This is a genomic window from Mycolicibacterium confluentis, assembly GCF_010729895.1.
GTDB classification, from domain to species: Bacteria; Actinomycetota; Actinomycetes; order Mycobacteriales; family Mycobacteriaceae; genus Mycobacterium; species Mycobacterium confluentis.
This window is the reverse complement of the sequence record NZ_AP022612.1, coordinates 1,257,174-1,273,695: the sequence shown is the minus strand read 5'-3', so window position 1 is coordinate 1,273,695 and position 16,522 is coordinate 1,257,174. Positions and strand designations below refer to the sequence as shown.

16 protein-coding genes are annotated in these 16,522 nt (G+C 66.4%); 9 read left to right on the top strand and 7 right to left on the bottom strand.

Translation table 11 applies throughout. From position 1 onward, the window contains the following. Window positions 1–109: 109 nt before the first annotated feature. From G6N34_RS06125 to G6N34_RS06115, 3 genes are all read left to right on the top strand, one after another. Window positions 110–709 carry a TetR/AcrR family transcriptional regulator gene (locus G6N34_RS06125; protein ID WP_085152724.1) on the top strand — a complete coding sequence of 200 codons (600 nt, stop codon included), beginning with the start codon at window positions 110–112 and terminating at the stop codon, window positions 707–709. Between the two features lie 281 nt (window positions 710–990). Next, window positions 991–1,668, top strand: coding sequence for an Rv1363c family protein (locus G6N34_RS06120; protein ID WP_109788546.1), 678 nt, complete (start codon window positions 991–993; stop codon window positions 1,666–1,668). A 107-nt stretch (window positions 1,669–1,775) separates the two neighbouring features. Beyond that, the gene (locus G6N34_RS06115; RefSeq protein ID WP_085152879.1) at window positions 1,776–2,396 is read left to right on the top strand and encodes a hypothetical protein; all 621 of its coding nucleotides are present in this window, start codon (window positions 1,776–1,778) and stop codon (window positions 2,394–2,396) included. Here G6N34_RS06115 and G6N34_RS06110 read toward each other — a convergent pair. Genes G6N34_RS06110 through G6N34_RS06095 form a run of 4 tightly spaced genes read right to left on the bottom strand, consistent with a single transcriptional unit; the run spans window position 2,371 to window position 5,871 of the window. Then, window positions 2,371–2,586, bottom strand: a complete 216-nt coding sequence (locus G6N34_RS06110) for a (2Fe-2S)-binding protein (protein ID WP_085152725.1) — start codon at window positions 2,584–2,586, stop codon at window positions 2,371–2,373. The genes G6N34_RS06115 and G6N34_RS06110 overlap by 26 nt on opposite strands. Before the next feature lie 11 nt (window positions 2,587–2,597). Further along, entirely contained in the window at window positions 2,598–3,200 is a 603-nt protein-coding gene (locus G6N34_RS06105) for a fatty-acid--CoA ligase (RefSeq protein ID WP_276061830.1), read from the bottom strand. A 26-nt stretch (window positions 3,201–3,226) separates the two neighbouring features. After that, on the bottom strand, window positions 3,227–4,639 hold the full coding sequence (locus G6N34_RS06100) for a FadD3 family acyl-CoA ligase (RefSeq protein WP_207576328.1): 1,413 nt from the start codon (window positions 4,637–4,639) through the stop codon (window positions 3,227–3,229). A gap of 41 nt (window positions 4,640–4,680) precedes the next feature. Then, complete coding sequence (locus G6N34_RS06095; protein WP_085152728.1) at window positions 4,681–5,871, bottom strand: amidohydrolase family protein; 1,191 nt, start codon at window positions 5,869–5,871, stop codon at window positions 4,681–4,683. 171 nt (window positions 5,872–6,042) lie between these two features. On the opposite strand from G6N34_RS06095, the gene G6N34_RS06090 reads away from it, so the two are divergent. Further along, window positions 6,043–6,759 carry an enoyl-CoA hydratase/isomerase family protein gene (locus G6N34_RS06090; protein WP_085152729.1) on the top strand — a complete coding sequence of 239 codons (717 nt, stop codon included), beginning with the start codon at window positions 6,043–6,045 and terminating at the stop codon, window positions 6,757–6,759. Window positions 6,760–6,766: 7 nt separating this feature from the next. Here G6N34_RS06090 and G6N34_RS06085 read toward each other — a convergent pair whose 3' ends face one another. Beyond that, window positions 6,767–7,447, bottom strand: a complete 681-nt coding sequence (locus G6N34_RS06085) for a TetR/AcrR family transcriptional regulator (protein WP_085152730.1) — start codon at window positions 7,445–7,447, stop codon at window positions 6,767–6,769. A 125-nt stretch (window positions 7,448–7,572) separates the two neighbouring features. On the opposite strand from G6N34_RS06085, the gene G6N34_RS06080 reads away from it, so the two are divergent. The 5 genes from G6N34_RS06080 to G6N34_RS06060 all read left to right on the top strand — a co-directional run bounded on the left by G6N34_RS06080 (window position 7,573) and on the right by G6N34_RS06060 (window position 13,130). Beyond that, window positions 7,573–8,898, top strand: coding sequence for a cytochrome P450 (locus G6N34_RS06080; RefSeq protein WP_234812950.1), 1,326 nt, complete (start codon window positions 7,573–7,575; stop codon window positions 8,896–8,898). A 21-nt stretch (window positions 8,899–8,919) separates the two neighbouring features. After that, window positions 8,920–10,098: a cytochrome P450 gene (locus G6N34_RS06075; RefSeq protein ID WP_234812951.1), complete on the top strand. Its 1,179-nt coding sequence runs from the start codon at window positions 8,920–8,922 to the stop codon at window positions 10,096–10,098. Window positions 10,099–10,116: 18 nt separating this feature from the next. Continuing rightward, window positions 10,117–10,962, top strand: a complete 846-nt coding sequence (locus tag G6N34_RS06070; protein ID WP_085152732.1) for a mycofactocin-coupled SDR family oxidoreductase — start codon at window positions 10,117–10,119, stop codon at window positions 10,960–10,962. 73 nt (window positions 10,963–11,035) lie between these two features. Further along, a complete protein-coding gene (locus G6N34_RS06065; RefSeq protein WP_085152733.1) occupies window positions 11,036–12,307 on the top strand; it encodes a hypothetical protein in 1,272 nt (423 codons plus the stop codon). A 19-nt stretch (window positions 12,308–12,326) separates the two neighbouring features. After that, window positions 12,327–13,130 (top strand): SDR family NAD(P)-dependent oxidoreductase, encoded by an 804-nt coding sequence (locus G6N34_RS06060; RefSeq protein WP_085152735.1) that lies wholly within the window; start codon window positions 12,327–12,329, stop codon window positions 13,128–13,130. A gap of 1 nt (window position 13,131) precedes the next feature. Here G6N34_RS06060 and G6N34_RS06055 read toward each other — a convergent pair whose 3' ends face one another. Further along, window positions 13,132–15,543, bottom strand: a complete 2,412-nt coding sequence (locus G6N34_RS06055) for a CaiB/BaiF CoA transferase family protein (RefSeq protein ID WP_085152738.1) — start codon at window positions 15,541–15,543, stop codon at window positions 13,132–13,134. Between the two features lie 5 nt (window positions 15,544–15,548). Next, a complete protein-coding gene (locus tag G6N34_RS06050; RefSeq protein ID WP_085152740.1) occupies window positions 15,549–16,514 on the bottom strand; it encodes an enoyl-CoA hydratase/isomerase family protein in 966 nt (321 codons plus the stop codon). Between the last annotated feature and the right edge of the window lie 8 nt (window positions 16,515–16,522).

Here is a 16,522-nt window from a genome sequence, read left to right as displayed (position 1 = left end):
CAATTTGGCGGTGAGCACCACTGAGGGGGTTGGCCGTGAACACCGCTGAGGGGTTTCGCCGTGAACACCACTGAGGGGTTGGCCGTGAACACCACTGTGCGGTTTCGTCATGAGCACCACTGAGCACTCCGGCCGCGAAGCCCTGCTGGCGGCGGCCCGCACTGAACTCATCGAACATGGCCGCGCGGGCATCAGCCTGCGTGCGGTGGCTCGTCGCGCAGGCGTCTCCCACGCAGCGCCCAAACATCACTTCGGCGATCGACGCGGCCTGCTCACGGCCATCGCAGCCGAGGGGTTCGAAGCGCTGACCACGGCACTGCAGGAATCCATCGCGCAGTCGCCCAGCGCCCAGGGCCGGTTGGCCGCTCTGGGCCGCGCCTACGTCGAGTTCGGCCTCCACAACCCGGCGATGTTCGACCTGATGTTCCGACCCACCGAACTGCACACCGATGACCCCACGCTCGCATCCGCAAGGCAACGCTCGATCGGCGTACTCAACGACGCCGTCACGCAGTTGGCTGCCTCGGACGCGGCACCGTCGGGCACCGCCGAACTGGCGTTGATCAGTTGGGCGCTCGCACACGGCCTCGTGGTGCTGGCCCGCGACGGCGCCCTGCAGTCCGCTGCAGGAGCCGATCGAGCTGACCTCACGGTGCCGCTGAACCTCATCGGGCTGTTCTCACAGAGGGTTGCCGACAACTCCCGTTGACCGGCCGAGCATCCTTGACATTCCCCGACGGTACGGTCATTGTCATCGTGCACTGCGCATCGCCGGTCCGACGGCAGAGGGCTCCCGAGGCCTCGGACGCCGCGCCTGAATGCGTGATATCCAGAAATCGGATATCCCATTTCCGCAGATGAAACATAGTAAAAAGGCTTTCGGAGCGGTGCGATAGGCTGGCCTCGCGGCCCGGCAGATTAATGTCATTCTCAATCCGTGGCCCGCACCACCGGAGCCCGCGAGGGCACCATGCCGACATCAGGAGCGTGATGGCAGCGAGTTCGACCGACGAGTCGCCGGAATCGGCGCTGTCGCTGGCCGATCAGGCCGAAGCCGAAGCCGCGGAAGCCGAAGCCGAAGCCGCCGCGGCACGCGCACGTGTTGAGGCACTCCTGGACGACCAACTGGAGGGCGCTGACCGCGCTTCCGAAATCGGCCTTCCAGAAACCAAGGGTCCGCAGATCGCGCTGTGGCACGTCATCAGCGCGGCGGTCGCAGCCGTTGCCCTGGTGGCACTGGTGGCCGCCAGCGGCTTCCTGATGTGGTCGGGACACCAGGCCGATGAGCAGCGCGCCCAAGAGGCCGAGTTCGCCGCTGCCGCGCGGCAGGGCGTCGTCAATCTGATGTCACTGAACTTCAACAACGGCGACGCCGACCTGCAGCGCCTGATCGACAGCACCACCGGTGAGTTTCGCGCGGACTTCGAGAAGAGCAGGGACTCCTTCAAGGCCGTCATGGACGAGTCGAAGGTGGTCACCGAGGCGAATGTGCGCGCCACCGCGGTGGAGAAGATGACCGACGACACCGCGACTGTTCTGGTGGCTGCCACCTCGCAGGTGTCGAACACCGCCGGTAAGCAGCAACAACCCCGCGCATGGCGACTGAGTATCGACGTCGCACGGGACAATGGCCAGATCAAGATGTCGAAAGTGGAGTTCGTACCGTGAACACCAACCATGATGAGCTCGCCAAGGACGTCGAGACGGACTCGGAGATCGCCGACGAGACCGTGGCCGACACCGCAGCCACCGACACCGCAGCGGCCGACACCGAAGTGGCCGACATCGAAGCGGCAGACGCCACGGTGACCGCCGAGACGGACGACGCCGACGCGACCACCGACACCGAAGCCACCGACACCGAGGGCACTGTGGCCGAGGGCACTGTGGCCGCCGAATCTCGCCGCAACCTCGGCGTCCTGATCACGGTTGTGTCGCTCGCAGTCCTGCTCGCCGCTTCGGCGGCCGTCACCATCTGGTTGTACTTCACCAGCTACCGACCCGATCAGAAGGTCGACGCTGCCGCGCAGCAGGCCGCGCTGGAAGCTGCCAAGAGTGGCACCGTGGCCGCGCTGACGTACTCCCCCGAGGAACTCGACAAGGACCTCGAGACCGCCAAGTCTCAGATGACCGGCGACTTCCTGTCGTACTACACGAAGTTCACCGACGAGGTGGTCCGCAAGGCCGTCGCCGACAAGCAGGTGTCAACCACCGCGCAGGTTGTGCGCGCGGCGGTCTCCGAGATGGGGCCCGAGACCGCGAAGGTGCTGGTCTTCGTCAATCAGGCCACCACAAGCAATGACCGCCCGGACCCGTCGATGGCGGCCAGCAGTGTGCTCGTGACGCTGTCCAAGGTCGACGGGAAGTGGCTCATCTCGGCCTTCGACCCCGTCTGACCGAGGGACCACCCGAAGAATCAACAGAAGGATCGGCGCTCTCGATGATGGCGCGAATCGAGCGCCGACATCGCCCGCAGTCAGCACCGGCGCCGCACTTCTGCGCGACGTCGTTGGTGGTGCATGCTCCGTCGGCGACCGCGTCGGCCACGGTGTGACTGGTCACGCCGACGCACAGGCACACGTACACGCCGGTGGACCTCAGTCCTCGCCGATCCGCATCATCTGGACGAACTCACCCAGAAACAGCGGCGGGTAGACGCCGACACCGGCGTCCTCCATCCAGTCGGGGGCCGCGTCATGGCGGCCGATCCAGCGTCGAGCGTTCTCCTCGGTGTCGATGTCCTGAAGGACCAGGACCTCGTGCGAGTCGTCGAATGCCTTGAAAACCCACACCTTTCGCACACCGGCGGCCTTGAATCTGGCCTTGGCGGAATGCAGTTCGTTGACGAACAGGGCCGCGTTCTCAACCGACACGATCGTCGAGATCAGCACACCGGGCGGGTAGTCGTCCTCCCGCCCGGTCAGGTCGTAGCGGTCGGCGATCTCGCCGGCGAACACCGCGGGGATGTCCTCGACCCCCACGGCGTCGAACCAGTCGAAGAACGCCCGGGATCGCAGCAGGTCCACCACCGGTTCGCGACTGCGGACGCCGATCATCACCAGCACTCGACCCTCGTCGTGCAGCGATCGGTACACCAACACGTGGTGCGCACCCAACTCGGCCAGTGCGTCTCTGCGCTTCTCCAACAGCGGCGCGACCTTGGACGGGTCCGGGATCCGATAGTCCGAGGCGATCACCATCGAGTGTCGGTACACCTCGGCGATGTTCACCGAAGCTGGTCCTTCATGACCTTGCCGCTGGCGTTCAGCGGCAACGAGTCGAGGAAAACGACGGATCTTGGCACCTTGTACCCCGCCATCCGGTCTCGGCTCCACTCGATCAACTCTGCCTCACTGACAGCGTCGCCCGCACCTTTCACCACGACGAATGCCCGACCCACCTGCCCCATCCGCTCATCGGGAACACCGATGACGGCGACCTGGGCGACGCCGGGATGTTCGAGCAGGAAGTCCTCGATCTCTGCGGGGTACGCATTGAACCCGCCGACGATGAACATGTCCTTCTTGCGGCCGATGATGCGAAGCCGGCCCGAGTCGTTGAACTCACCGAGATCGCCGGTGTGCAGCCATCCGTCGGCATCGATCGCCTCGGCGGTGGCAGCCGGATCATCGAGGTACCCCTGCATCACGCTGTAGCCGCGGACCAGCACCTCACCATCGTCGGCTATGCGCACCTCGATTCCCGCGCACGGCACGCCGACGGTGGTGGCGATGTCCTCGAAGGAGTCGCCCGGGCGCGACAGGGTCGCGGTGCCACACTCGGTGAGGCCGTACCCCGTGGCGAGGGTCTGGAACGGCAGTTCCTCGTGCACGCGTCGGATCAACTCGACCGGGATGTCGGCCGAACCGGTGACGCCGGCGCGCAGGCTCGCCAGTCGGTTCTTGTCGGGCACCTGTAGCAGCGAGTGGTACAGCGTCGGCGGACCCGGAAGCATCGTGATGCGTTCCCGCTCAACCAGATCCACGACGGCGTCGGCGTCGAACACCGGCACCGGGAAAATGGTCGCACCGCGGATCATCGCGGCGATGCAGCCCGCCTTGAGCCCGAAGGTGTGAAAGAACGGGTTGACGATCAGGTAGCGGTCACCCTCCCGCAGATCCGCCAGATCGCACCACTCCTCGTAGAGGCGCAGGGTCTGCAGGTGGTTCATCTTCACGCCCTTGGGCCTACCTGTGGTCCCCGAGGTGTAGATGATGTCGGCGATGTCGGTGCCGGCGATCTGCGCTTCATACGGCGCGCCGCTGGTCAGGAAATCGGACTTCAGGTCGATGACGGGCACACCGGGGGGCGCGGGGTAGTCCTGGCCCAGGAAACCCTTCTGCACCAGCACGGCCTTGGCGCCACTGCGGGTGATGACGTCGGCGGCCTCGTCGGCCTTGAACCTGGTGTTGACCGGGACCACCACGCCACCAGCGGTCAGAACGCCGAACGCGGCGATGATCCACTCGGCGGAGTTCGGGGCCCAGATCGCGACCCGGTCACCCTTGGCGATACCCGATTCGTGGAACGTGCCCGCGGCGACGCGGACCCGGTCGACAAGCTGACGGAAGGTCAGGCGCAGCGAACCGTCGACGACCGCCTCGGAATCTCCGAAGCGGTCGCCGACGCTCAAGACCATCTCTGGGATGGTCTGCCACGCACTGCCGGTGGGACTGTCCGTCACACCGTGACGAGGCGACCGAGGTTGCCGCCCATGATCTTTGCCTGGTCCTCGACCGAAAGGTGTTCCAGCGCAGTCACATAGTGAGTGGGCTCGGCGAGACCCTCAGGATGCGGCCAGTCGGAACCGTAGAGCACCTGATCGACACCGATCAGGTTGATCAGCTCGTCGATGCCCTCCTCGTAGAACGGGCTGACGAAGATGCGGTTCTTGATCTCCTCCATCGGGTTGCCCAGGAACGCCTCGGGGGCCTTCTTGTACACCTCAGCCATGGAGTCGAGCAGCGGGAACATCCACTTCGAGCCGGCCTCGACGATGCCGACCTTGAGCTTCGGGAAGCGGAACAGCGCACCGTGGATGACCCAGGAGGCCACGGCGTCCTGGATCGGGCGCCACTCGTTGAGGATCGACATCGCGTTGGTCTGGAACGGCAGCATCTCCTGGGCCCCGCCGTCCCATTCGGACGTGTAGCGCGAGTAGCCGCTGTCGGAGGAGTGCATGCCAACGAAGACGTCGTACTCGACGCACTTCTGCCAGAACGGGTCGAACTCAGGCAGAGCGAACGACCGCGGTCCACGGAAGCCGGGCACCGGCGCGGGCCGGACCAGGATGGCACGCGCACCGCGCTTCACCGCCCACTCGAGCTCCTCGATCGCCTTGTCGACGATGGGGAGCGTGATCACCGGGGTCGTGAAGATGCGGTTCTTGTAGTTGAAGCCCCACACCTCGTTAAGCCACTCGTTGAGCGAGTGGATGAGGACGTGGATGGCGACCGGATCGTCGCGCAGCCGCTCCTCGACGAGGCTGGCCAGCGTGGGGAACATCAGCGTGCGGTCGAGGCCGAGCTCGTTCATGAGCTCGAGACGCGGTGCGGGCTCAAAGAAGGCCGGGATGGACTTCATGGGCTCACCGAACAGCTCGCGCTTGCTCTTGCCGTCAGGGTTACCGAACTTGAAGTACTCCTCCCAGGCGCCCGGCTTGGCGACCACAGAGAACGTGGGGTTCGGAATGTAGTTGCTGATGTGACCGCGGATGGCGATCTTGGTGCGCCCGTTGACCTCGACGTACTGCACGACGTCCTTGTACTCCTTGGGGAGGTACGTCAGGAGCGCCTCTGGCGGCTCGTAGAGGTGGTTGTCCGCATCAAAGAGCGGAAACGGGATGTCGACACGATGCGACAGCTGACCCATGGAATTCTCCTTTCCAGTTCGTGAGAATCATATTCTCAGAGTGCCGATACCGCAATGACATGGGGTTGGGATTATCGTTCGGCGGCGGGGCCGACCTGCGGATCGACGCCCGCAGCCCGGTGCTATTCTCCTGACTGGAGAATGCCAATACCACTATAGGAGAACGCGTTCATGGTCGACCTCGAGCTGGAAGACGGCCTGGCAGTCATCACGATCAACCGTCCCCAGGCCCGCAACGCCATCGCGCCGGAGACCATGGATCAACTGGACGACGCGCTGGACCGGGCCCGTGACGCGCTGGCCCTGGCGATCCGCGGTGGTGGAGATCGCGCCTTCGTGTCGGGCGGCGACCTCAAGGAACTGGCCAAGCTGCGCACCCTCGAGCAGGCCGCCGACATGGCTCGACGGATGCGCGGGATCTGCGATCGCATCGCAGCCTTCCCCGGTCCCGTCGTCGCGGCACTGAACGGGCACGCGCTGGGCGGCGGCGCCGAGGTCGCGGTGGCGGCAGACATCCGCATCGCCGCCGACGACATCAAGATCGGCTTCAACCAGGTGTCGTTGGCGATCATGCCGGCCTGGGGCGGCGCGGAACGGCTGGCCGCACTCGTCGGCCGCGGGCGCGCGCTGCTTCTCGCCGGCAGCGGCACAATCCTGGACGCCGCGGGCGCCGCGCGCGTCGGCCTGGTCGATCAGGTGGTCCCGCGCGCCACGTTCGATGAGACCTGGCGCTCGGTCGCGCGGTCGCTGACCAACCGATCCGCCGGCGACATCAAGCGCGTCATCGGCGGCGCCACGCCCGAGGAGGCGGTCGACGCGTTCGCGCGCCTGTGGGTGCACGACGACCACTGGGCCGCGGCCGACAAGGTGCTGTCCGCCAAGAAGTGACCGGGCGTCAGGACTTCCCTGAATCGTCGGCGGCACCGCCGTCCTCAGCACCGCCGTCCTCGGCGACGAGATGCCGCCAGTTGTCGGGTAACTGCCGCGGCCCCTCGAGGTAGGTGAGCCACTTGTCGGCGAAGGCGCGGGTCTCCTGGTGGCCCAGCGTCATGCCGAGGAACTCCTCCTGCACCAGCACCTGGGTGGCACCGGTCATCAGCACCATGAGCACCGTCGGAGTGAACTCCTCGAACGGAACGTTGTACCGGGCCATCGCCGCGGTCAGCGTCTTGATGGTCTCCTGCCGGAAGACTTCCGCGTACTTGGCGATCTCGGTCATCAACACCTTGCGGTGGTTGGCCAACGCGATGAACTCCATCGTCATGGCCGTGCCCGCGGGATCGGTGTTGAGCTCCCACAGGGCCCACAACGGCTGCGATGAGTTCAGCGCGGCCTTCTGATGGACCTTCAACTGCTCGGCGCGACGCCGGAACAGTTCCAGGAACAGGTCGTCCATCGTGCGGAAGTAGTAGTGCACGAGCTGCGGCTTGAGCCCGGCCTTCTCGGCCACGCGCCGTGACGTGACGGCCGCATAGCCCTCGTCGCGCATCAACTCTTCGGCGGCATTGAGCAGCACCACACGATTCTTCGCGTCCGGCGCGCCGAGCCTGCGCGAGGTGCCGGCCGGGGTTGCCATCAACTGTGCCTCCGTCGTTTCTTGACCCGGGACATGGTACTGCCGGTTCCGCGATCTTGACCGTGCGCTGGACCACATGCTAAGCAAGTGCTCAGCATATGTCAGCCCATTGCAGGAGGTTCGTGTTGCCCGAAACCGATCATGCGTCCGAATACGACTCGATCGACTACTTCACGGACCCCTCCCTGGTCCCTGACCCCTACCCGTACTTCGACCACCTCCGGTCGAAGTGCCCGGTCCTGCCGACGTCCAACTACGGCGTTGTCGCGGTGACGGGTCATGAAGAGGCGTCGGTCGTCTACAAGGACGCCGGACTGTATTCGTCCTGCATCGCGGTGGGCGGTCCGTTCCCACCGCTGCCGTTCACGCCCGAGGGTGCTGACATCTCCGAGCAGATCGAGGCGCACCGCAGCCAGCTGCCGATGAGCGAGCATATGGTCACCATGGACCCACCCCAGCACTCCCGCGCCCGCTCGCTGCTCAACCGCCTCCTGACGCCCAAGCGGCTCAAGGAGAACGAGGAGTTCATGTGGCGCCTCGCCGATGACCAGCTCGACGAGATCATCGGCAGCCAGACCGGCACCGTGAAATGCGAATTCCTCGCCGCATACGCCAAGCCGTTCTCCCTGCTGGTGATCGCCGACCTGCTCGGGGTGCCCGTAGAGGATCACGAGGAGTTCCGCACCATGCTGGGCGCACCCCGACCGGGCGCCACTGTCGGCTCGCTGGAAGGTGAAACCCTCGACCACAATCCGCTGGAGTGGCTGGAGAACAAGTTCTGCGCCTACCTCGAGGACCGCCGCGCCAACCCGCGCGACGACATCCTCACGGGGCTGGCGACAGCCAGGTACCCCGAGGGTGACACGCCGGAGATCATCGACGTCGTCAAGAGCGCGACGTTCCTGTTCGCCGCGGGCCAGGAGACCACCACGAAGCTGCTGAGCGCGTCAATGCGCCTGCTCGCCGAGCGGCCCGACATCGTCGAACGCCTCCGCAGCGACCGCAGCCGCATCCCGAACTTCGTCGAGGAGATGCTGCGCATGGAGAGCCCGGTCAAGTCGGCGTTCCGGTTGGTCAAGAAGGACACCACGCTCGGCGACGTCGACCTCAAGGCCGGGACGGTCGTGATGGTCAATCCCGGTGCCATCAACCGGGACCCGCGCCGATTCGACGACCCACACGAGTTCGACTTCGAGCGCCACAACGTGCGCGAGCACCTGGCGTTCGGCCGCGGCGCGCACTCCTGCCCGGGCGGCCCACTGGCCCGCGTCGAGGGACGGGTGTCCGTCGAGCGGATTCTCGACCGGATGCTCGACATCCATCTCGATGAGGACAAGCACGGTCCCGAGGGAAACCGGAACTTCAACTACGAGCCGACGTTCATCCTGCGCGGTCTCACCGAGATCAACATCGCGTTCACGCCGAAGTCCATCGACGCCCCCAGCGTCTGAGATCCCTACAGAAAGCAGCCAGTGACCACCACCGCCGCTGAGGTCTACTACGACCCCTACGACCTGGAACTGAACAAGGATCCGTATCCGATGTTCGCCAGGATCCGCGAAGAGGCGCCGCTGTACTACAACGCGCAGCACGACTTCTACGCACTGAGCCGGTTCGATGACGTCAACAAGGCCCTCATCGACCACGAGACGTTCATCTCGGGCAAGGGCGCACTGCTGGAGATCATCAAGTCGGGCATGGACATCCCGCCGGGCACGCTGATCTTCGAGGACCCGCCGGTCCACAACATCCACCGGAACCTGCTGTCGCGGATGTTCACCCCGCGCAAGGTGCTGGACCTGGAACCCAAGATCCGCGAGTTCACCGCGGCCTGCCTGGATCCGGTGGTCGGGACAGGCAGATTCGACTTCGTCAACGATCTCGGCGAGCAGATGCCGATGCGGGTCATCGGAATGCTGCTCGGCATCCCCGAGGCCGAACAGCGGCACATCACCGACCATGGTGAAGCCACCCTGCAGAAGGAGAAGGTCGACGCCCTGGCCACAGGTGAGGTCTTCGCCGAGTTCCTCGACTGGCGCGCCGAGCACCCGTCGGACGACATCATGACCGACCTGCTCAATGCCGAGTTCGAGGACGAGACGGGTACCGTTCGCACGCTTCGGCGCGAGGAACTGCTGCTCTACCTGACCGTCATCGCCACGGCGGGTGCCGAGACCACGACCCGGCTCATCGGATGGGCCGGCAAGATCCTGGCCGAACATCCCGAGCAGCGCGCCGATCTGGTCGCCAATCCCGACCTCATCCCCGCGGCCGTCGAGGAGATCCTGCGCTTCGAACCGCCAGCGCTGCAGGTCGCGCGTTACGTCACCAAGGACGTCGAGTATCACGGCCAGACGCTGCCCGCGGGCAATGCGGTCCTGCTGCTGATGGCCGCCGCCAACCGGGACCCGCGTCGGTTCCCGCCCGACGGCGACGTCTTCGACATCCGTCGGGAAGCCCGCCAGCACATCACTTTCGGCGCGGGAACTCACTTCTGCATGGGCAACGCACTGGCTCGACTCGAGGGCAGGATCGCGCTCGAGGAGATCCTCAAGCGCTTCCCGGAGTGGGAAGTCGATTACGAGAGCGCCCAAATGTCCCACACCACCGCCGTCCGCGGATGGGCGTCCATGCCCACCCGCATCCCCTGACCACCGGAAGAGGAAACAATGACAGGACGACTCGAAGGCAAGATCGCCTTCGTCACGGGCGCCGCCCGTGGCCAGGGCCGCAGCCATGCCGTGCGTTTGGCCGAAGAGGGCGCCGACATCATCGCGGTCGACATCTGTAAGCCGATCCGCCCGGGTGTGGAGACGGCGATCCCCGCGTCCACCCCGCAGGATCTGGCCGAAACCGCCGACCTGGTCAAGGGTTTGAACCGCCGTATCGTGACGACCGAGGTCGACGTGCGTGACTTCGACGCGGTCAAGGCCGCCGTCGACAGCGGCGTGGAACAGCTTGGCGGGCTCGACATCATCGTCGCCAACGCGGGCATCGGCAATGGCGGCGACGTGCTGCACGAGACCAGCGATCAGGACTGGGACGAGATGATCGACATCAACCTCTCCGGAGTGTGGAAGTCGGTCAAGGCCGCGGTGCCCCACATCATCGCCGGCGGCAAGGGCGGGTCGATCATCCTGACCAGCTCGGTCGGCGGCCTGAAGGCCTACCCGCACTGCGGCAATTACATCGCCGCCAAGCACGGTGTCGTCGGCCTGATGCGGACCTTCGCGGTTGAGTTGGGACACCACATGATTCGGGTCAACTCCGTGCACCCGACCCACGTCGCGACGCCGATGCTGCACAACGAGGGCACCTTCAAGATGTTCCGGCCCGACCTGGAGAACCCGGGCCCGGACGACATGGCGCCCATCTGCCAGATGTTCCACACTCTGCCGATCCCGTGGGTCGAGGCCCGCGACATCAGCAACGCGGTGCTGTTCCTGGCCTCCGACGAGGCCCGCTACGTCACCGGTGTGACGCTTCCCGTCGACGCGGGCAGCTGCCTGAAGTAGAGGGTCGGGAGAGCGAGCCGGGGGTACGGGAGGGCTCCCGGCTCGTTGACCTCTGACCTCTGACCTCTGACCTATGGAGAACGATCGCTGGGTTGTCGGCGACACGTTCGGGTGCAGGATGCCCGCGGACGCAGCGGCCCTGCAGTCCGACTTCGTGTCGTTCCTGGACAACGCTTTTCATCGCTTCGGCGCACTGGAGCCGGACAATCACGTCACCGACGTCACGGACGTGGCCGAATGCGTGGGCGGCAGCACCGGCCGCAAGCTGCGGATGCGCGCGCGCTACCGCCACCACTCCCCCGAGTTGCCCGAGGACCTGTTCGTCAAGTTCTCCCGCGACTTCGACAATCCCCGCCGGGACCGCGGCCGCACCCAGATGGACCTCGAGGTGCGCTTCGCGATCCTGGCCCGCGCCGGCCTGCCGATCACCGTCCCGAAGACCGTGTTCGCCGACTATCACCGCGCATCGGGCACGGGAATCCTGATCACCGAACGGATTCCGTTCGGCACCCCGCCGGTGGAGCCACACCACGCCAAGTGCCTGGACTACCAGATGCCCGACCCGCTCGGTCACTACGAAGCGCTGCTGTCGAGCGTGGCGCGGCTTGCAGGGGCGCACCGTTCGGGGCGGTTGGCACCGGGGTTCTCCGAAGGCTTCTCCTACGACCCCGCGCGCGTGGGGGTGGGGACGCCGCCGGTACGCACCGACGCCCAGCGGAGTGACAGCGTCGAACGCCTTGCGCGGTTCGGCGAGCGGTACCCCGGACTGGTGCCGGAACGGCTGCGTTCGCCGGAGTTCATCCGCCGCATGCTGTCCGAGGTCAATGCTGTCGCCGCGGCCCAGGACAACGTGATGGCGCAGTTGACGTCGGACACCGACGCGGTCGCGCTGTGCCATTGGAACGCCAACGTGGACAACGCGTGGTTCTGGCGTGACCCGCGCGGGCGACTGCGCTGCGGGCTGCTCGACTGGGGCTGCGTCAGCGAGATGAACGTCACGATGGCGCTGTGGGGCGCGCTCTGCAGCGCCGAACCGCACCTATGGGAGTTGCAGCTGCCGAGGCTGCTGGCGCACTTCAGCGCCGAGTTCGAGGCCGCCGGCGGCCCCTCTCTCGATCCGAGCGCGCTGCAACGCATGCTCCTCCGGTACGCCGTGACGATGGGCGTCACCTGGCTGCTGGATGCGCCCGGCTACATCGAAACCGTCGCCCCTGACCTGGACGGCCGGTGCACCCGCCACGATCCACGGATCAGCGACAACGAGGTGGCCCGCACCCAACTGCTGATGCTGACCAACTTCCTGCACCTGTGGCAGGTCAGTGATTTCGGTGAACTGATCGGCTGAGCCGCCCTAGAGTCGGGCGATGGACAGCTTCGCGGGACGCGGCGTGGTGATCACCGGCGGCGCGAGCGGCATCGGTTACGCCTGCGCGCGTGAGTTCGCCAATCGGGGGGCCAGACTGGTGCTCGCCGACCGGGAGGCGACCACGCTCGAACAGGCCGTGACCGCCCTGACCGCCGACGGGCACGAGGTGTACGGCGTGCCGTGCGATGTGCGCGACGTCGAGGCGGTCAATCATCTGGCCGACGAGGCCTTCGGACTCCTCGGGTCGGTGCATGTCGTCTTCAGCAACGCCGGGGTGGCGATCGACGGTCCGCTGGCAGCCATGACGCACGACGACTGGCACTTCGTGCTCGACGTCGATCTGTGGGGGCCCATCCACGGCGTCGAGGCGTTCCTGCCGCGGCTCATCGAACAACGCGAGGGTGGCCACCTGCTCTTCACGGCGTCCTTCGCCGGCCTCGTGCCCAACGTCGGCCTCGGCGCCTACTGTGTCGCCAAGTACGGCGTGGTCGCGCTGGCCGAGGTGTTGTCCCGCGAGGTCAGGGACTCCGGTCTCGGGGTTTCGGTGCTGTGCCCGATGATGGTCGGCACCAACCTGTTTTCGACCTCAGCGCGGGCCCGCGGGTATGACGCGCCCGATCAGCTGATCGAGGGCGACGGTGTGCTCGACGTCGCCGAGGTCGCTCGACTGACCGCGGAGGCCGTGCTCGCCGACCGCCTGTATGTGCTGCCCCATGAGGCGGCGCGCCAGTCCGTCCGGCGCAGGTTTGAGCGCATCGACTCGACGTTCGACACGCAGGCCGCCGAGGGCTGGCGGCACTGACTCAGCGTGCCGCTTTCCGACGCCCGCCCATCGCGGGTTCGGTGCCGATCACGCCGTCGGCCTTCAGTTCGGCGATCTCGGAGTCGGTGAGTCCGAGTTCGCGCAGGATCTCACGGTTGTGCTCTCCGAGCAGGGGCGCGGGCATGCGATGCACCCGACCGGGCCCGGTCGACAGTCGAACCGGCATCGTGCTGTGCGGGGCCGTGGGGTTCACCGGGTGTTCGACCTCTTCGAAGAAGCCGCGGTGGGCCAACTGCGGAATCTCGGTCTGCCGGTGCGGCTGAAGCACCTTGGCGACGGGAACCCCTGCGGGCCACAGCGTCTCGACGATCTCGTCGGCACTCCTGGTTCGACACCACGCCGCCAGGTGCTCATCGAGCAGGTCCTGGTGCGCGCGGCGACCGGCAGCGGTCTCCAGTTGGGTGTCCATGGCCCAGTCCGGTGAGCCGAGGGCCTCGCGCAGTGCCACCCACTGTTCGTCGGTGGCCACCGCGACGGCGACCCAGGTGTCGTCCCGGCCGAACTCGTCGATGCCGCGGGCCTGGTAGATGTTCTGCGGCGCCGCGGCGGGCCCGCGGTTGCCCGCGCGCTGCAGCAGTGCGCCGTGCGCGCTGTATTCGATGACCTGTTCGGCGGCGATGTTCAGCGCGGCGTCGACCATCGCGGCCTCGACCAGCACACCCTCCCCCGTGCGGCGCCGATGCTCGAGCGCCAGCAGCAGCGCGGTCAGCGCGTGGATCCCCGCATTCGGATCACCGACCGAGTACGGCTCATACGGTGTGCGGTCGGGGTAACCGGTCAGCCAACTCAGTCCCGCGGCGTCCTCGATGATGTAGGCGAACGCGGGGTTGTCCCGCCATGGCCCGTCGAGGCCGAAGCCGGGCATCCGCACCATGACGATGTCGTCGCGCAGTTGCCGGGCGTGCTCGAAGCTCAACCCGAGTTGGTCGATGACCCGAGGCGTGAAGTTCTCCACGATCACATCGCACGTCGGGATCAACCGGTTGAGCAGTTCACGGCCCGCCTCGGTCTGGAAGTCGAGAGTCAGGCTCTTTTTGTCGGTGTTGAGCCCCGAGAAGATGGGCGACTGTTCCCACCACTGCGGTTCGCTGACCGGGATCCCGGCGATCAGGCGGGTCCCGTCCGGCCTCGGAGTCGACTCCAGGTGGATGACCTCGGCGCCGAGCATGGCCAGGATGTGCGTGCAGGACGGGCCGGCCCAGAACGTGGTCATGTCGAGGACCCGAAGACCCGCGAACGGCAGCGGGTTCGGGGCAACGTCACCCGCCGGAGACTGCGAGGAGGCGGCGCGGTGGATCGCGGTGTGCTCGCCGAGCCTGGGGGCGGCCGCAGGCGCCCGCAGTTCCACTCCGTGCAGGCGGTAGGGATGCGTGGGCTGCAGGAATCCGTCGCGTGGATTGCGGGTGAAGCTGCCGCGTTCCTGGAAGTGGTCCATCGAGGCGACGTTCGCGCCGTTGCCCACCGGCGCGTTGGGGATGCGGAATGCCGACGCGAGATCGCGCACATCATCGACCGACTCGCCGCGCAGCCACTCGAAGAGTTCGTCCGCGTGCAGGTTGGCCTGCTCGGTGATGGTCAGTGTGGTGGCCTCGTCGATCCACTCCTGATGGCCCGACATCGAGCACAGATCCCACCACTGTTGCGCGGTGCCGCACCCCAAGGCGACCAGTCCATCCGCGGCCTGCGCCACCCCGGGCACGGTGGGCTTGCGCTCGGTCCGCCATGGCCTGCCCAGCATCTCGAAGTAGGAGACGGGATAGTAGGTCAGGCCCAGGATCTGCGCCTCGAGCATCGACAGGTCAACCAGTTGACCTCCACCGCCGGCGCGCGCAGCAAGGGTGAACGCGGCGGAGTACGCACCCGCGACCCAGTCGCCGACCTGTCCCCCGACGTGTGCGGGGGCGCGGTGCTGCTCGCCCCGGCCGATTCCCAGCACTCCCCCCGACCACGCCTGCAGCGTGAATTCGGTTGCGGCGCGGTCACTCCACGGCCCGCCGAGGCCGAACGGTGTGATGGCCGTGACCACCAGGTGCGGATGCCGGGTGTGCAGCTGACGCGGATCCAGTGCGGCCAACCCGGTCAGCGCCGAACCCGGCGACCAGATCACCGCATCGGCGCCGGCAAGCAGACCATCCACGAAAGCGAGGTCGTCCGCGGCGGCCGGGTCGACCACGACGCTGTGCTTGCCGCCGGCCAGAAAGCTGAACAGCGGGCCGCCGGCGACGGCATCCACGTGGGCACCGGAGGCCGACCACGTGCGCAGCGGATCCCCCTCGGGCCCCTCCACTTTGATGACGTGGGCGCCGCCGTCGGCGAGCAGCCTGGTGCAGTATCCCCCGGCGATTCCCGAGGACAGATCGACGACAGTGACGCCGTCAAGCGGTGCGGTCATAGCGGTCAGGGCTTCGCGCGGTTCTTCTTGCTCAGACGGAACTCCGGCGGGAACTTGCTGTCGTTGTCGTTCACCGCGGCCGACAGTCCGCTGTCGATCGACTCGAACATGTCGAGGTCGTCGTCGCTGTCGTTGGCCACCCCGTTGCCCATCGACTCGAAGAACGCCGACAGCAGGCTGCCCATGTACTCACCCTGCTGCTGCTTGAAGATCTCGAAGAACATCTTCTGCTGGAACACGGTGTCCACCGGGCGGTTACGGCTGCACGCCAGCGCATACTTCTGCACCTCGTCCTCAAGCTCGTCGCGTGGTACGACCTTGTTCAGGAAGTTGCAGTCGTACATCTCGGCGGCCGTGAACGGGCGTCCGGTGAACACCATCTCCTGAAACTTGCGCAGACCCATCATCTGCACCCAGGTCCACATCCGGGGGCCCCACCCGTGGTAGCGGAACGACGGGTGCCCGAAGAGTGCGTCGTCGCTGGAGATCACCAGATCGGCGTCCGCGCACTGGTAGAAGTGCCAGCCGTAGCAGTAGCCCTTGGCCTCGACGATGCTGATCTTCTTGAAGTCCTGCAGTGCCCGGTTGCCTGCCTGGGAGTTGGCGTACCAGGACGAGATGGTGGCGCCGTTGCGGAAGGTGCCCTTCGGCGGATAGCTCACACCGCCCTCGCCTGCGATGTCTGGGTCCTCGAGCCTCAGTTCGGCCAGGCGCACCGCCGGATTGTCGTTGCCCTCCATGAACTCCGGAAGATCGGCACCGCTGCCCAGGTTGTCCCCAACGCCTCGGATGATCACGACCTTCACGTCGTTGTCCGCGTTCGCGGCCCGCAGCACGTCGGCATAGCGCAGGCGGGCCATCGACGTCGGCGCGTTCAGGAACTCCGGTCGGTGGAACGTGATGGTGGCGATCTTGGTCTTGGGATCCTTCTCGTAGAGGATGATCTCCTCAGGCGAGGGCCGATCGGCCATTAACGGAC

Coding starts and splice junctions, on each gene's coding strand:
- G6N34_RS06050 (WP_085152740.1), bottom strand. CDS start 16,514: ATGGCCGATCGGCCCTCGCCTGAGGAGATCATCCTCTACGAGAAGGAT.
- G6N34_RS06090 (WP_085152729.1), top strand. CDS start 6,043: ATGGTCGACCTCGAGCTGGAAGACGGCCTGGCAGTCATCACGATCAAC.
- G6N34_RS06055 (WP_085152738.1), bottom strand. CDS start 15,543: ATGACCGCACCGCTTGACGGCGTCACTGTCGTCGATCTGTCCTCGGGA.
- G6N34_RS06120 (WP_109788546.1), top strand. CDS start 991: ATGGCAGCGAGTTCGACCGACGAGTCGCCGGAATCGGCGCTGTCGCTG.
- G6N34_RS06060 (WP_085152735.1), top strand. CDS start 12,327: ATGGACAGCTTCGCGGGACGCGGCGTGGTGATCACCGGCGGCGCGAGC.
- G6N34_RS06085 (WP_085152730.1), bottom strand. CDS start 7,447: ATGGCAACCCCGGCCGGCACCTCGCGCAGGCTCGGCGCGCCGGACGCG.
- G6N34_RS06100 (WP_207576328.1), bottom strand. CDS start 4,639: ATGGTCTTGAGCGTCGGCGACCGCTTCGGAGATTCCGAGGCGGTCGTC.
- G6N34_RS06105 (WP_276061830.1), bottom strand. CDS start 3,200: ATGGTGATCGCCTCGGACTATCGGATCCCGGACCCGTCCAAGGTCGCG.
- G6N34_RS06070 (WP_085152732.1), top strand. CDS start 10,117: ATGACAGGACGACTCGAAGGCAAGATCGCCTTCGTCACGGGCGCCGCC.
- G6N34_RS06065 (WP_085152733.1), top strand. CDS start 11,036: ATGGAGAACGATCGCTGGGTTGTCGGCGACACGTTCGGGTGCAGGATG.
- G6N34_RS06095 (WP_085152728.1), bottom strand. CDS start 5,871: ATGGGTCAGCTGTCGCATCGTGTCGACATCCCGTTTCCGCTCTTTGAT.
- G6N34_RS06125 (WP_085152724.1), top strand. CDS start 110: ATGAGCACCACTGAGCACTCCGGCCGCGAAGCCCTGCTGGCGGCGGCC.